This window comes from Paraburkholderia sp. UCT31 (assembly GCF_014397655.1).
Taxonomy (GTDB): domain Bacteria; phylum Pseudomonadota; class Gammaproteobacteria; order Burkholderiales; family Burkholderiaceae; genus Paraburkholderia; species Paraburkholderia tuberum.
This window is the reverse complement of the sequence record NZ_VZQP01000071.1, coordinates 19250-35204: the sequence shown is the minus strand read 5'-3', so window position 1 is coordinate 35204 and position 15955 is coordinate 19250. Positions and strand designations below refer to the sequence as shown.

Below are 15955 nucleotides of genomic sequence, written 5' to 3'. Positions count from 1 at the left end.
AGAGAAGAGGGGCTCGTTTGCGAGCCAAATTCACCGAAATGAGCGTCGATTCGATTCGTTATCCAGAAAATTTGACGCGTCTTGATCTGCAAGCCGATCCGACAGTTCATTAATCAGCGTTTCCCTAACTTCCGTTCAGGTGTTTCTCGATGAGCACGAGCAGTTCTCGCGACTCAAAGCTTTCCGCAAGGTTGCCTACTCTGGTAGCGAATGCCGTATAGCGGGTGTCGCTCGCCCGAAGCGACTCAACGTGTCGCATGACCTCCCGCATCGAACCTCTGCGCGCGAGATCGTGCAACACCTCCATGCTCGCACGCGGCGGCAGGACGAACGACGAGACCGCTTCGGCGTCGGATGGCGTTGCGCCAATCCGGCGCGGACGCTCGGCCACATGTTCAGTTGCCGGGCGCACACCGTCACGTCCGGCAAACATCAGGCATTCGTCGCGTGGAGCTTGCCGATCGCCGGCGTCGTCACGCACCAGCGGCTCGTGAGCGGGACACTCAACCGCCAGGTCGAACCAGAATCGACTTCCTCGCCCGTATTCACTCTCGACGTGAATATCGCTGCCCATAAGCCGTGCCAAATGTTGGCTGATGGAAAGCCCCAACCCCAGCCCGGCGCTCCTGCGCTCGATGTCACCAGCCTGTTCAAATGGCTGGAAGACTCGCTCGAGTTGGTCATGCTTAATGCCAGTCCCGGTATCTTTCACTTCAAACCTCAAAACGCCACCTCGGACCAACTTCACCGAGAATGCCACCTCTCCGATGTCCGTGAACTTCACGGCATTGGAGAGCAGATTGAGCAGTACCTGCCGCAATCGCTTCTCGTCAACGCGAACCACTGCGGGCAGGTTTGGCGCAGCCGCACAAATCTGCGCGAGCCCCTTCTCACGAGCCCGCACGCCAACCATCTCCCCAAGCATTTCGAGGAACGGCGCGAGCAAAACATCGTTCAGCTCCAGGTCAATTCGACCGGCGCCGACGCGCGCGAAGTCAAGCAAATCATTAATCAACGTGACGAGATGCGACCCGCTTTGCTCGATCAGCGAAACATGCGACTTTTGACGAACGCTCAGGTTGTCATCGCGCCGCAGAACCTGCGTATATCCGAGAATGCAGTTCAACGGGGTCCGGAGTTCGTGGCTGATGTTAGCCAGGAACTGGTCCTTCGCCTTGTTCGCCAATTCAGCCTCGTCCCGGGCAACACGCACCGTCTCCTCGAGCGCTTTGCGCGCCGAGATGTCCTGGATAATCGCAATGGTATGCTGAACCTGCTGGCTGGAATCACGCTGTAACGACACGGTCGCACTGACCCACACGCGCGATCCGTCGCGCCGTATGTTGACTTTTTCCTCCGTGTAATGCGAGAAGTCGTTTTTGAGCAGTTTCTTGAATTGATTGATGCTCTCTGGAACACTGCCAACCGCTGTGACTTCCATGAACGTCATCGAGAGCAATTCTTCACGACTGTAGCCAACGATATCGCAATAGCGCCGGTTGACGCGGAGGAACCGGCCGCTCTGGTCACAATGAACAATACCCACGGCTGCGTTTTCAAAGGTTCCACGGAAGCGCTCTTCGCTGGTTCGCAGTGCGAGTTCTGCACGCTTCAAGTCCGTAATATCGACCATGGTCCCAGAGACGCGCGTAGCCGGCCCGCAAGAAAACCGAGGACCCGCGCCACGCGTCAAGACCCATCGCCAGGACCCGTCGCGGTGGAGCACGCGGTGTTCAATGCCAAACAGCCCGCCTGGCTCCCGGCTGCACCGCCAAAACGCGGCGCAAACGCGTTGCCTGTCCTCCGGGTGGATGACCTCCATCACGCGCGCGATGCCGGGAGCGGCGTCAGCCTCCGTGTAACCTAGCCATGCCTGGATGTTCCAGCACCTCAGCGACAGGTCCCGCCCCTCTTCGCCCGCGAGATCAATGGCCCACACCCCGACCTTCGAGCCGCGCATCGCGCCGTCCAGCCGATCGTTGGTTTCGCGCAGAATTTCCGCCTCGGCTGCCTGACGTGACGCTGTAGCGTCACGCACAACGAGCACCATGCCGATGACGTTGCCCGAGTCGTTCACAATCGGCGTTCCACGATTTTCAACGGACACCATGCGCCCTGCTCTACCGACGAGCATCGTCTTCGGGGGAAAAGAAACGAAGCCGCCCTCGCCCAGGGCTGCTGACACGCTGAATTTCAGTGGCGCGTTCGTGTCCTCGTCGATTAGCCGGAGGACTTTCTCGAGCGGCTGCCCGACAGCGTCTTCCCGCGACCATTCTGTCAACACCTCGGCGACGGGATTGATGAGCGTAACGTGTCCCTTACAGTCAGTCGCAATGACGCCATCGCCGATGCAGTCCAGCGTAACCGCATAACGCTGCTCGCTCTCGCGCAGCTGACGCTCCGCATCGTGCTTATAGAGGGCCATCTCGACAACCGTACGCAGTTGCAGGTCGTCGAAAGGCTTCAGGACGTAACCGAATGGTTCGGTCACTGTGGCGCGCCGGACCGTTTCCTCGTCGGCATAAGCCGTCAGGAACACAATGGGCAAACGGAGCGACTCGCGCAACTGACGAGCCGCATCAATGCCGTCCAGCTTTCCCTCGAGGCGCACATCCATGAGGACAAGGCTTGGCTTTTCCTTTGCGGCAACCGTTATCGCATCCTCGCCGGTCGTCACGCAACCTATGACGACGTGCCCGCACCGAGTCATTTGTTGGGCAATGTCACGAGCGACCACCCGGTCGTCTTCGACAATCAGTATTCGCGCAGAAGACATGTTAGTGGCCGCCCGTTTGCTGGAGTCTGAAATCAATGTCAAAGGCCGTCCCTCTCTCGCGACTAACCTCGATTGACCCGTGGAGTTGCCGGGAAAGGTCGAATACGAGCTGCAGTCCCAGGGATTCGGCACGCTCAAGTGAAAACTCCGGCGGCAAGCCGATACCGTCGTCGGCGACCCTCAAGCGGCACCGATGGTCTTCTTCCGCGGCCAGCCCAACGCGCAGCCGCCCGCTTCGACCGTTCGGAAACGCATGCTTGAGTGCATTCGAAACTAGCTCGTTGACGATCATGCCGCATCCTATCGCGCGATTCATGTCGAGCTGAACGTCGTCGACGACAACCTCCAGGATGACGTTCGATTGACTCAGTTCGTAAACGCGCGACAGGTGCGCGCACAGATTCCTGATATGAGGCGCCATGTCGATTCGCGCGAAGTTGCCCGCACGATACAAATTTTCATGGACCATCGCCATCGAGCGAACGCGGTTTCGGCTCTCCTGAAACAGCTCCGCCACGACCTTATCTTGCACACGAGCTGCCTGAAGGTTGAGAAGACTACTAATCAGCTGCAGATTGTTTTTCACCCGATGGTGCAGTTCCTTCAGCAGAGCGTCCTTTTCTTCGAGAAGTGCTTCGACCTTCTCCAGGCTGGCGTTCTCGATAGAAATCGCCGCCTGGGACGCCAGCAACTTGAGCACCGCCATGCGCGGCGGCGTGAACGCGCCCGGCGCGAGCTCGTTCTCGAGGTACAGCGCGCCGACCAGTCTCGTCTGCTTGATGAGGGGCAAACAGAGCATCGAGCGTGAGCCTTTGCCACTGAAATACTCGTCAGAGGCAAACGGGTTTTCCGTCGTCGCATCATCGACAAGAAGCGTTTCGTGGGTGCGAAGACAATGGTGAAGCAGGGAGAGCGGCAAGTTCCGCGGCGAGGCAGTTCGCCGCTCTACGCGGACGTTACCTCCCTCGTTGGCCTCGGCTTCAATGTAAAGCTGCTCTTCGTGCGGAAGGATGAGCAGCGCGCGCCGCGCGCCCGCGTGCTCGAGCACGATGGTCATCAGTGTATTCATCAGACTGTCGAGTACCCTTTCGCTCGATATCGCCTGTGACGCCTTGACGACCGTCTCCATCTCCAGCTGACTTCCCACGGCCCCTGACAACGGACCTCCCGGCTCGTTAGCCCCGAGGTCCGGATATGCCGCCTCCAGCATTCTGACTTTCGCCGTTGCCCCCCAGTTCAGGTAGGCCGATCGGGCATTACGCAAGTACACCGCGGCGATGGTCGCGAAGCCGCGGTCGGCATAGAACCGTCCGGCTATCTCGCTGGCTAGCGCCTCGACATGCAGCAATCGGTGCGTTTTTGCATTTTCGATGGCTCGCTCGTATAGCCGCATGGCTTCAAAAGCGTTGCCGCGCACGCGTGCGACTTCTGCTTCGACCAGCGCTGCACGCGCGGCGAAGTTCGTCGGACCGCTCAATGCCCAAGCGCGGAGCTTGTTCACGTGCTCGGCAAGCCTCGCGTCAGCGAGAACGTCGGCTTGCGATGAGTGGGCATCCCACTCCTGGAGCCACGTCAGCGCAGAAAAGAAGTGGTAAACGGCGAGTTCCTGGTGCCCCCATGTCGTCCACAACAAGGGGGCTGCCTTGTTCGCTGCCTCCATCGCACCAGCGATGTCGCCCGCCAGGTAGCGCGCCTCCTGTTTGCGAATCCAGTACCAGCATGCCGCAATGTCGAGTGCCCGATTGCCTTCGAGGTGCTGTTCCAGAGCCTTCGCGTTCGGATATTCCGATTCGGGTGAACCAAACCATGACGCGCCACCGCGCAATTCACGAATCAATGAGAGCTGCGAATCAATGATGTCGACAATCAACCCGAATCCGGCGGACCGGACGACATGCAGCCGTTCGACTGCCTGCTCTTCAACTTCGGCTAGTGGCGCAGAGGCGGCGAGCAGAGTGGTGACCAGGCAACAACTGCTGAACCCGATGTATGTCAGGTCGCCGCATTGTGTTGCCACTTCGAATGCTCGTCGCAAGAGCGGAATCGCTGTTCGTATCGGCTCTGTCCACGGCATGACGTGATACGAGAAACACAGGTAGACACGGGCGCGAAACCGGTCAAGCCCCTTCTCATCGACGAGCGCCATCCCGAGCTTGCCAAACTCATGGGCGCTCTCGTAGTCGCCGAAGAATGGACCGACAGCCATTCCTAAATAGGCGAAACCCAACGCAGATGCATCGGTGTTGCCGTGCGCTATGCTGAGATTCGCCATGCGCGTCAGCACAAGACACACCAGGTTTTCGTCAGTGAAGAATGCGGGCGGCAAAACGGCTGTGAAGACGTTCAGCGTCGCCTCAAGCGCTTCGTCATCGAGCAATCGATTGTCACGCAATTCTGCAATCGAGCCGCGTTGAACATGAGCGACCACCTTTGCGTACTCTCTATCGACCTCTTCCCTGTCCGGATGGGGTACCCAATTGACGTCGACCTCGCGAAGATAGCTCAGGCAAATTTCTACCGCGGCGTGCATCTTGTCCAGGGCGGTATGCAGCGTGATCCGAAGGAAAGCCACTGCGGCCTTGTCGCGTACGCTCCCGGCATATCGTTCGAGACGACGCAGGCGGTCGTCTGCCTGGATTGGACTGCCAGCGAGGAACGTGCATTCTGCGAGCAAAAGCTCAAGGGAAAACTTCTCGCAGTAATGTGTCTCCCACGCATCCTCGCCGAAAATCCGACTCCCTACCGTGAGATAGTTCAGCGCCGTACCGTAGGCAGCCGCTGCTCTCGCGCGACGGCCAGCGCGGAGATTCAGGAGGGCTACGCGCGTGCGGACCCGAGAGTCGCTGATTGCGTGGAGTGCCCGGTTGTACTGGTTGACGACCTCGAAAATATTCCGCTCGAGATTCGGGTCGGCGTCTCCCGTATCCAGCCGCATTCCGATGCGAAGATGCGATGGCGCGCGCTCGGCCTCCCCAAGTAACGCGTATGCAGCCTCTTGAATCCGGTCGTGGACGAAAGCGTAGCCCTCCGAACGGCGGTAAACCAGGCCTTGCTCGATTGCCTCGCCGAGCGCCGAGTCGACTTCTCCGCTTGACTGCCCGCTCACCTGCGCCAATACCGACGTAGCCGTCGTGGCACCAAGACAAGCGAAATCAACGAGCAGCCGTCGCGCGCGGTCAGACAACCGCACGATCTTGTTCACCAGCAAGTCAACCACGCTATCGGGGAAAGCTCCCTGCGCAATCTGCTCGACATTCCACACCCATTCCCGCGAGGCACGGTTTAACGTCAGATGACCTTCCTCGGCGAGGACGCGCAGGAACTGAACCGCAAAAAACGGGTTTCCGCCCGTCTTCTCGAACATCAGTCGCGCCAGCCTTCTGGCCTCTGCTGAATCACCGCGAGTGGTATCGCAAACGAGTCGCTCCACATCGCCAACCCCCAAGGGGGCCAGCAACACGTCATGAACTGGCACCGAGCCTTCTCGAATGTCGCTGATCACGCGAGCGAGAGGGTGACTGGGGCCGATCTCGTTGTCACGGAAGGCTCCAACGAGCAGAAAGTGGGCAATTGCGGAGCCTCGGCCGAGCGCCTCCAGAATCGAAATGGTTCCTGCGTCCAGCCATTGGAGATCGTCCAGAAACAGTACAAGCGGCTGTGCGGGTGTCGCGAACGCTCCAATGAAGCGAATCAAAGCAGTGACGAAGCGCTTCTGAGCGTCCAGAGGCGGCAATTCGGCGACTGCCGGTTGCGGCCCGACGATTTCTTCCAGCGCGGGGATGAGGTCGGTGAGCAGGCGGCCATGCGGTCCCATCGCGTACTGGATGCGCTTGCGCCACTTCACCAGTTCGCGCTTGTCCTCCCTGATGATCTGTTCGACGACTGTCTCTATGCACTGTGCAATCGTCGCGTAGGGGATATCTCGCTTGTACTGATCGAACTTGCCCGACGCAAATCGCCCGCGGCTCAGCGTTTGGTGGAATTCTCCAACCAGCGATGACTTCCCGATCCCTGAGTAACCGGACACCAGCACGAATTCGGTCGTACCGTCATGAGCCACGCGGTCGAAAGCTTGAGTCAGTGCGCTCAATTCCGCTTCCCGCCCATACAGTCGGTCTGGTATCAGCAGCCGGTCGTCAGAGTCTGCCGTTCCGAGGGCAAATGGCGCGAGGCAGTCTCCTGTGCGCAGTTGCTCCGCGCACAGACGCAAGTCGTATTCGACTCCGCGCGCGGTCTGGTAGCGGTCTTCCGCCGCTTTTGCGAGCAATCGCTCGACGATGGCTTCAAGCGATTCAGGAACGTCAGGAACGCGCTCGCGCAGAGGAGTTGGCTTCCTCGCCGTATGACAGTAAAGCCATTCCCCAGGGGAGTTAGCGGAGTACGGATACTTTGCCGTCAGCATCCAGTAGATGAGGATGCCCAGCGAGTATAGATCGGCGCGAGCGTCGACCGGCCGGTTGACGAGCCCAGTGCGCTCGGGAGCCAGGTAAGGAAGTGCGTCCGCGAGGATGACCGGGTGAGTCGACTCTTTTCCAGCAGAATCGACGCGCGTCGACAGACCGAAGCCCGTCAGAGCCACTGCCCAGTTGGCTGGGTTGACAAGAAGATGCGCCGGCCGGACATCCTTGTGTATGACGTCCTTCCTGTGCAACATCTCAAAGGCAGCCGTGGCGTTCGCGGCTATCGTCACGATCTGGCCGAATGACAACAGAGACGTATCGAGTGCAGGCAACACGATGCCGCCCGGGTCCTCGAGCTGCAGCGTAATGGAAGAACTATCGCGGACGAACTCAACAGGCTGCGTGAAGCGGGGTCCATCCAGGTGGGCACGAAGCGAAAAGGCGTTCTCGAGCAAGGCCAGCGTTTGACCGGAGGGCTGACTAGCCGTTGGCCTCAGTGACAACCGTGACGTCCGGCCGTCGCCAGCGTCGATTCGCGACAGGACGAACAGACCATCGTCCCATAACATTTGCGCCGCCGATTCTTCGATATCCATGAGTCTCCGCCGTTCCCTCTCCACTCCGACACCGGCTGTTATCCATTCGCCGAAAGCATGTACCCAGCGTTTCGAACAGTTCTTAGAAGTGACACTTCAAACCCGGCATCGATCTTTTGCCGAAGCTTGCTGACATGCACATCCACCACGTTGGTCTGCGGGTCGAAGTGGTAGTCCCAGATGTTCTCGAGGAGCATCGTCCGGGTGACGACCTGCTCGGCGTGCCGCACCAGATATTCGAGCAATTTGAATTCGCGCGGCTTGAGGACAATGACTTTCCCGGCACGTGACACCTTGCGTGAAAAAAGGTCGATGCACAGGTCCGCGCACTTGAGCGTCGATTCGACCGCTTCATTCGGTGACCGGCGCATGAGCACCTCCAGTCGCGCGAGCACTTCTCCGAACGCGAACGGCTTGACCACATAGTCGTCACCGCCTGCCTTGAGACCCCGAATCCGCTCGTCGACAGCATCGAGGGCGCTCAGGATAAGCACCGGGACCTTGCTCCCGGTTGCCCTCATTGCCGCGACGATGCTAAGTCCGTCAAGCCCGCCCGGCAGCATGCGGTCGAGGATGATTGCATCGTAAGGGCAGCCCCCCATGGCCAGAAACATCCCGTCGCGGCCGTTATCCGCGGAATCAACCACATGACCCGCTTCCGTCAAACCCTTTTTCAGGAAGCCGGCCACCTGCACGTTGTCTTCTACTAACAAGATTTTCATCAGTTTGACTTTTGAATTGGGGATGCCGAGCCGGGCAGTTAACGCATCTCGGCAGTGATGCCGCTCTCTTCTGATCGACAGCCAACCCTGGATTATCCGCTTCGCCCGAAAACACAAGCTTCCATGCGCTCATTAAATTTCGTTAACGTTTCGTCCATATTTTGTCAATGCTGACCTCTCACACCCACTCGGCCGAAAACTGCCACGTCCCCACTTGTAAAAACATTAACAATAATTAATGCGGCGTTCACAAGGCGGAAAATACGACTCAGCTAATATCCCTGCGACACCGACCGTACGCGGCATGACAACTAGTGAATAACTCAGCTGCCCGCCGAAACCTCCGGGTTGCCCACGGACGAAAGCGCCATGACTCAAGCAACACTACGCCCCTCGACATGCACTTCCGGTGCGCGGGTTATCCGAATTGGTGAATGCGAGATCGACCTCAGCGCGCGATTGTTGCGCCGTCGCGCTGAGGTACTGGAACTGGGGTCTCGCGCATTCGACATCCTCGCTGTGCTTGCTCTGGCAGCCGGCCGCGTCGTCACGAAGAATGAACTCATGGAGGTGGTCTGGCCAGATACGGTGGTCGAGGAAAACAACCTCCATGTGCACCTCTCCTGGATCCGCAAGGCACTCGGCCGCGATGGCAAGTTCATTGTAACGGTGCCACGACGTGGCTACCAACTGATAGCCTCCCGAATCGACGCACCCAGCTTTGACGAGGTTGCGCAGGACCGCCCCATTCGCGTCAAATCGGACGTGGCGCCGAGGGAAGAGCGACTGATCGGGCGGGAAAGCGCCATCGCGGAAATCAGGTCGCTGCTGCCATCCACACGCGTTCTAACGCTTGTGGGCGCCGGGGGAATCGGCAAAACATCGATTGCCCGGGAAATTGCCCGCAGCGTTTCGGCGCAATGCGACCCCGAGATTCACTTCGTCGAGCTTGCCGCCCACAACACCTGTCGCGGCGTGGCTCAGGCGTTGGCCGCCAGCTATGGTATCCCGGTCGACAGCGGGGAATCCGACCTCGAGCGCGTTGCACTGATGCTCGCGGGCACGAAGGGCTTGCTCATCGTCGACAATGCCGAGCATGTCGTCGAATACGTGGCTCAGTTCCTGGAGTTCGCTTGCCGTTATACGTCCGAGCTGCGCTTCCTCGTTACCAGCAGACTGCGGCTTCGCGTGCCCTGTGAAGTTGTTTACCGCGTCGGCCCGCTTGCACTGCCTGACGTCGAGGATGCCCCTGGGGCAGCGCTTCGCTCCCCATCCTTTCGGCTGTTCCAGCGACGTCTGTTCTCCAACGGGCAGAACATGGATATGAGCTGTGACCGCCTACGGCTGATCGACGACATATGTCGACGCCTGGACGGTGTCCCACTGGCCATTGAATTGGCGGCGGGGCGCGCCTCGATTCTTGGACTGGAGCATCTCCGAGTTGGGCTCGAGAAACCGTTGCTCTACCTGGGCGGCGGCTTCAGAACCGCGCAGGAAAGACAGAAAAGCTTGCGAGCCTCGTTGGACTGGAGTTTCGAGATGCTCAGCGACCGGGAGCGGGCGGTATTTCGGCGCTTTTGCGTGTTCGGCTATCCGTTCAACGCTGAGGCCGCGTGCCTTATCGCCCGCGATGACGCTCTCAATGACTCGGCGGTGATGGATTGCGTCTGCGAACTCGTCGACAAATCGATGGTCGAGATTCGCTTCGAAGGCACCGTGGTCACGTATCACGTGTTGGCGCTGGCCCGCGCGTACGGAAGAGAAAAGCTTGCCGAGGCCGGTGAACTGGACGCAATCGTGGAACGATACGCCCTGTACGCCAGCGGCCAAAACACCGACGAGGATTTCACCCAAACCTCGCGGCAAGCGCCCTACACGGCCGCGCAGCCTGAAGCTCTGCGGGATTTTTGGCGACTGGCCTCTTAACAATTGATTTGAGCCTCCGTCTTCGTTACGGCAAAGGACACTGGATGCTTTCGTCATCGACGTGGCGAAGACTCATCCATCCGCACAGACAGGAAATCAGACTTTGCGGTGATAGAATCATCAGATATTTAGTGTGGCCGTAACGGATGGCCGTACTATTGACCTGCATGGTGGTTTGATGGTTGCCCGGTATAGCCTGACTTTCGGCCCGTTCCGCATCGATTTCCCGCAGCGTGTCCTCACCAGAAATGGCGATGAAGTCCGCATTGGGAGTCGTGCGCTCGACATTCTTATCGTGCTAGCCGAGCACGGTGGCGAACTGGTCTCAACGCGTCAACTGCGCGACCAGGTCTGGAAAGAAAGCGTGGTCGACGATGGCGCGCTTCGTGTGCACGTTTCCACGCTTCGGAAAGCGCTGAGCGATGGCAAATCGGACAGCCGCTACATCGTGAACGACAATGGACGCGGCTATCGGCTCGCGGTGCCGGTCAATTCCACGAGGGCTACGCAATTCACCGCCGCCACGCCGACTGCGCCGGCCCGCACCCCCGATGAAGGTGCGCGAGCGTTGCCCGTGACCCTCACCCGGGTCATCGGCCGGGAGGATGTCATTGACGGCCTGACCGACCAGCTCCCCGAACGCAGGCTATTGACCATCGCCGGTCCGGGCGGCATCGGCAAGACCACGGTCGCCGTGGCTATAGCGCATCGCTTTTCCGAGCGTACCGGTATCCGGGCACTATTCGTCAACTTCGCCCCCGTTTCCGACAAGGCGAGCGTCGCCAGTACCGTGGCGTCGACGCTCGGCGTCGCCGTATTCAGCGGCAATCCAGTCCCGGACCTGCTTGCCTCACTGGGCGACACGCCAATACTATTGATCCTGGACAATTGCGAACATGTCGTCGAGGCGGTTGCGCAGGTCGCGGAACAATTGCTGCAAGGCGCATCTGGCGTGTACCTTCTGGTAACAAGTCGGGAGCCGTTGCGCGCGGATGGCGAGTCGGTGCATCGGCTGTCGGCCCTGCCGTTTCCGGAAGTGGGTGCGAGGATTGGCATCGAGGAGGCCGGAAGTTATCCGGCCATCTCGTTGTTTCACGACCGGGCGAGGGCTGCCGACGACGCCTTTCAGTTCACGGTTTCGAACATCGGCGCCGTGGCCGACATTTGCCGGCGCCTGGACGGAATTCCTTTGGCGATTGAATTTGCCGCGGCGCGCGTCGCGCACATGGACGTGGGTGCGATCGCCGCGCGCCTGGACGACCGCTTTGCGCTACTCACACAAGGGCGCCGAACCGCATTGCCGCGGCATCAAACGTTGAAAGCGACGCTTGACTGGAGCTACGAGCTGCTGGACTCGCATGAGCAGCACGTCCTGCGCCGGCTGTCGGTGATGCGCTCTTCGTTTGGCATTCGTGAAGCCGTTGCCGTGGCAGGTCGTGGGCAGATCGATGAACTGGCGGTATGTGACGCAATCAGCGGCCTTGTCGCCAAGTCGCTTGTCGCACGTGATATCAGTGATGCCGACAACCCGTATCGGCTCCTCGATACAACCCGCCAATACGCACACCTTCGATTGCTGGAAGCCGGCGAAGCGAACGAGGCCTGGCGCCTGCTTACGATACATTGCTGCGAGACCTTCGCGGACCTGGGCGCCGCCTGGGAGGGCAAGGCGCAACCCCAATGGCTCGCCCAGCTCAGCAAGCGAATTGACGATATCCGCGCGGCGTTCGAGTGGGCCTCGCATCAGGAGGGGGATTCCGAGCTCGAAATCGACCTCGTTATCGCCACGGCACCACTTTGGCTCCATCTGTCGCGGCCGCACGAGTTCCTTAGCATGGCGGAACACGCCATTGCAGCCGTTGAGGGCTCGGAGCAGGCCGGTAGCACGCGACACGTCGAACTGCTGGTGGCCTACGGACACTCGCTCTGGCACACGCGTGGGCCAACCATCGAAATGGCACGTGCTTTTGAACGTGCCTACGCCCTGAGCCGACGATTGGGTGACGAGGCGTTGGAATTTCGCATTTTGTGGGGCGTATTTGCGCATCGGCTTGTCACAGGTCGATACGTGGAAGGTCTTGCACTGGCCGAGGCGATGCAGGCATTCGCGAATCGTTTCGGAGACTCCACGCTCAATCAGATGTCGAGCCGCAATCTCGCCTTTGCACACCACTACCTCGGCGACCAGGCGAAAGCGCGAACGCTGATTGAACAGGTCATCGCCCTCGAAGCTGGCCCCACGCGGGAAAATCTTGCAAGGGCAAATGATGCACAAATGGATGGCCGCATCGCAAGCATGGTGGTGTACATGCGAATTCTTTGGCTGCAAGGCGAGACTGAGCGCCCTGTGAAGCTGGCAAGGGACTGCGCCGAGCTCGTCGCTTCGATCGGGCACGACCTGTCGATCGTCTACGGCCTCGCACTCGGCTCAATACCCGTCATGATCTGGGCAGGCGAGCATGACTTCGCCCGGCAGCTCACCCGCAAGCTTCGCGAGTGCACGAGCCGGCGGGGATTGGCGCATTGGGACATCTACGGGGAAGGATTCGAAAACATTCTTGGCGGCAGGCCTATCGCCCTTTCCAGAGCAACCGTTCCCCAACTGGAAGCGTTTGCAAGCGCCGGGTGCAAAGTCTCCATGGATGCGCTGATTCTGGCGGATCGCGTTGCAGAGCCGTCCTGGGTGAGCGAGGTGCTTCATGAGCATGCGCGCTCGAGCGTGTAATGGGCCGCACCTTGCAAGGGTGAGCCTCGCGGAGGCGGCGCCTGACGCGGACGCGCTGCCGGGTTTGCACCTGCGGCTAACGCTTCTTAGCAAACTTTAACTGAACGGTCCCGGCGCATCGCCTGGAGAATAGCGGTTACCGGGACTCGACATCGTTTCAGGCTCAGCAGGTGCAGTTGACACTGTCTGTGGCGCGAGTGGGAGTCCCCCCAACCGCTGAACTCTCATATGTCGGCTTTCATGGACCACGTTCCGCCTGCAAGAACCGTCGATTCCGCGTCACCGCGTCTCGCGACGCCATGGACGTCCCACCCAGTACTGGACCCCGAGACGCAGCAATTTCTCGATCTGGTCTCCGAAGCCGGCATGCATCCGGATTCGCTGCTCGCCGAACAGCCGTCGTTCCCCTGCCGCGCCGACAGTGACAACAGTTCCGCGGACGACTATGCCGTCACGACCGAAGCGCTGACCTTCAAGACTGGACCGACTGGCTCCGTCGACGTGCACATCGTGCGACCGGCCGGCACGCCGGGCTTACTGCCCGTCGTGCTCTACTATCCGGGCGGCGGCTGGCGCATGGCGAGCTTCGCAACCCACCGCAGGCTCGTGTCACGCCTTTCGGCTGAAGCAGAGGTGGCGGTTGTCTTCGTCTCTTGTTCGCCTGCACCTCGCGCGCTGTTTCCGACACAAAACGAAGAGGCATACGCCGCACTGCAATACGTCGCTGCAAATGCCGAAGCGCTGCAGGTCGATGCTCGCGCGATTGCGGTGGCCGGCGACGGTGCGGGCGGAAACATCGCTGCAGTCATGGCGCGATGGACGAGGGACCGGCATGGCCCGAGTCTGCACCTGCAAGTGCTGTTCTGCCCCATCCTGTCGGCAGATTCCACCACGCAGTCATATCGTCAGTTCGCGACGGGGCCCGGTATGACGGCGAGAGCGCTGGAGCGTTTTATCGAGTCGCAGTTTCCCGAGAAATCTCGGTCACTCGCGGCGGCGATGCCGATACAGTCGAAACCCGACGAACTCGAAGACCTGCCTGCCGCACTCGTCATCACAGCAGAGAACGACATTACGCGAGATGACGCCGAAGAATATGCCCGCAAGCTCATGCGCGCCGGCGTCAGAGTCAATGCCGCTCGTTATATCGGCACGATTCATGACTTTATGGTTTTCGATGGCCTGGCTGAAACCAGTCCGACAGACGCTGCGTTCAGACACGCCAGCAGCGTTATAAAGCGCGCACTCCGGCGGTAACCGACCTGACTTCACCACTCACCGATGGCGAAGACACGCGTGTCCATTTCCCTTGCTGGAGGCGACCTTATGAAAATCGGCCGAATCGAACTCGATATGGACGCGCGACGCTTGCGGCGTGATGGCCAGGATGTGCGGCTGGGCTCGCGCGCCTTCGACCTGCTGGTGACGCTCGCCTCGGCACAGGGTCGAGTGGTGTCGAGGTCCGAGCTGATGCAGACGGTCTGGCCCGGCACCATCGTCGAAGACTGCAATATCGACGTCAACATCTCTGCGCTGCGCAAGGCGCTGGGTGATGACCGGGACCTCATCATCACGGTCGCCCGCCGTGGCTACCGGTTGGCCCCGTCTCAGGACGTACCCCCGAAATTCCGTACCGCCGCCGGTCCGCGGCCGCTCCCGCGCCGCGTCCGGAATTTCGTCGGGAGAGACGTAGTCGTCGCCAAGGCAGCCGAGGCAATGGTGGAGTCCCAGGTGCTTACGCTGACGGGCACAGGTGGTGTCGGAAAATCGAGCCTTGCACTTGAAGTCGCCTATCGGATAGTGCCGTCATGCCCGGCGACGGTGGCCTTTGTCGATCTTGCGTCCCTAGCCACGATTGACGAGGTGCTGAGTGCCATCGCGTGCGGTTGCGGCGTCGAAATGCCGGAGGAAATCGTCTCTTCCGAGTGTTTAAGAGCAGCGCTATCGAATGCGCCGTGGTTGTTGATACTCGATGGCGCGGAGCATGTCATCTCAGCTGTTGCACAAATCGTAGAAGCATTGTTGGCAGCAAGCCTGAATATCCAGTTCCTGGTTACGAGTCGGGAGCCGCTGAGGATTCGAAGTGAGACGGTTTTCAGGGTGCATCCGCTTGATGTTCCCAAACTCACGGACCGTTGCGACGAGATGCTGAACAGCCCGGCTGTCCAGCTGTTCGTCCATCATGCGCAGCAGATGCGCCCGAGGTTTGTCCCTCGCATCGCTGAGATAGAGAGCATCGCAAAGATTTGTCAGCGCCTGGATGGTATTCCACTTGCAATCGAGTTGGCCGCCGGACGAGCGGAATTATTGGGCGTAGAAGGCGTGCGACGCCTGCTGAACGATGGACTGTCGTTCCTGTCCGGGGGATACCGCACTGCGACGGCGCGGCATCGCTGTCTACAGGCAGCCTTTGATGCCAGCTTCGACCTGTTGAGCGACCCGGCCCAGGCCCTGCTCGTTCAACTTTACCGGTTCGACAGACCGTTCAGCTTTGATTCGCTGCGTGGAGTCGTCAACCACATGGCAGTGACGACAGGCGGCTTGATTGAAAGCATGGATGAGCTGGTCTCGAAGTCACTTGTTAACGTCTGTTTCGACGGGCCAGAGGCGATGTATAGCCTGTTCGAATGCACCCGGGCGTACGTCTCAGAGAAGTTCCAATGCGCCTTCGACGAGCACGCCCCTAAGCGGGCAACTCAAAAATCTCTCGAAGGCGATGTTAACCTTCTCGGCAAGCTGTTAGCCTTGAGCACCTGAACAACGAGCCCCTTCGTCCATCGGGCCAGCCGTAATCAGAGCCTGAACGAGGC

General features: G+C 59.9%; 7 protein-coding genes. 4 read left to right on the top strand and 3 right to left on the bottom strand.

Annotated elements, in window-relative coordinates; all coding sequences use genetic code 11:
- Positions 1–124 precede the first annotated feature (124 nt).
- The 3 genes from F6X40_RS36635 to F6X40_RS36625 are packed head-to-tail and all read right to left on the bottom strand — an operon-like array spanning position 125 to position 8494.
- Positions 125–2818 carry a PAS domain S-box protein gene (locus F6X40_RS36635; RefSeq protein WP_187631244.1) on the bottom strand — a complete coding sequence of 898 codons (2694 nt, stop codon included), beginning with the start codon at positions 2816–2818 and terminating at the stop codon, positions 125–127.
- On the bottom strand, positions 2778–7772 hold the full coding sequence (locus F6X40_RS36630) for an AAA family ATPase (RefSeq protein ID WP_187631243.1): 4995 nt from the start codon (positions 7770–7772) through the stop codon (positions 2778–2780). The genes F6X40_RS36635 and F6X40_RS36630 overlap by 41 nt, the downstream gene beginning before the upstream one ends.
- 38 nt (positions 7773–7810) lie before the next feature.
- Positions 7811–8494: a response regulator transcription factor gene (locus F6X40_RS36625; RefSeq protein ID WP_187631242.1), complete on the bottom strand. Its 684-nt coding sequence runs from the start codon at positions 8492–8494 to the stop codon at positions 7811–7813.
- Positions 8495–8863: 369 nt separating this feature from the next.
- Here F6X40_RS36625 and F6X40_RS36620 point away from each other — a divergent pair, with 369 nt between their 5' ends.
- The 4 genes from F6X40_RS36620 (at position 8864) to F6X40_RS36605 (ending at position 15902) form a co-directional block, all read left to right on the top strand.
- Positions 8864–10420: an ATP-binding protein gene (locus F6X40_RS36620; protein WP_187631241.1), complete on the top strand. Its 1557-nt coding sequence runs from the start codon at positions 8864–8866 to the stop codon at positions 10418–10420.
- Positions 10421–10598: 178 nt separating this feature from the next.
- Complete coding sequence (locus F6X40_RS36615) at positions 10599–13145, top strand: ATP-binding protein (RefSeq protein WP_187631240.1); 2547 nt, start codon at positions 10599–10601, stop codon at positions 13143–13145.
- 228 nt (positions 13146–13373) lie between these two features.
- Positions 13374–14402 carry an alpha/beta hydrolase gene (locus F6X40_RS36610; protein WP_187631239.1) on the top strand — a complete coding sequence of 343 codons (1029 nt, stop codon included), beginning with the start codon at positions 13374–13376 and terminating at the stop codon, positions 14400–14402.
- A 69-nt stretch (positions 14403–14471) separates the two neighbouring features.
- A complete protein-coding gene (locus F6X40_RS36605; RefSeq protein ID WP_184062549.1) occupies positions 14472–15902 on the top strand; it encodes an ATP-binding protein in 1431 nt (476 codons plus the stop codon).
- Positions 15903–15955: the final 53 nt, after the last annotated feature.

Excerpts from the sequence above, each read along its gene's own strand:
- F6X40_RS36620 (WP_187631241.1), top strand. The coding sequence starts at position 8,864 with ATGACTCAAGCAACACTACGCCCCTCGACATGCACTTCCGGTGCGCGG.
- F6X40_RS36625 (WP_187631242.1), bottom strand. The coding sequence starts at position 8,494 with ATGAAAATCTTGTTAGTAGAAGACAACGTGCAGGTGGCCGGCTTCCTG.
- F6X40_RS36630 (WP_187631243.1), bottom strand. The coding sequence starts at position 7,772 with ATGGATATCGAAGAATCGGCGGCGCAAATGTTATGGGACGATGGTCTG.
- F6X40_RS36605 (WP_184062549.1), top strand. The coding sequence starts at position 14,472 with ATGAAAATCGGCCGAATCGAACTCGATATGGACGCGCGACGCTTGCGG.
- F6X40_RS36615 (WP_187631240.1), top strand. The coding sequence starts at position 10,599 with ATGGTTGCCCGGTATAGCCTGACTTTCGGCCCGTTCCGCATCGATTTC.
- F6X40_RS36610 (WP_187631239.1), top strand. The coding sequence starts at position 13,374 with ATGTCGGCTTTCATGGACCACGTTCCGCCTGCAAGAACCGTCGATTCC.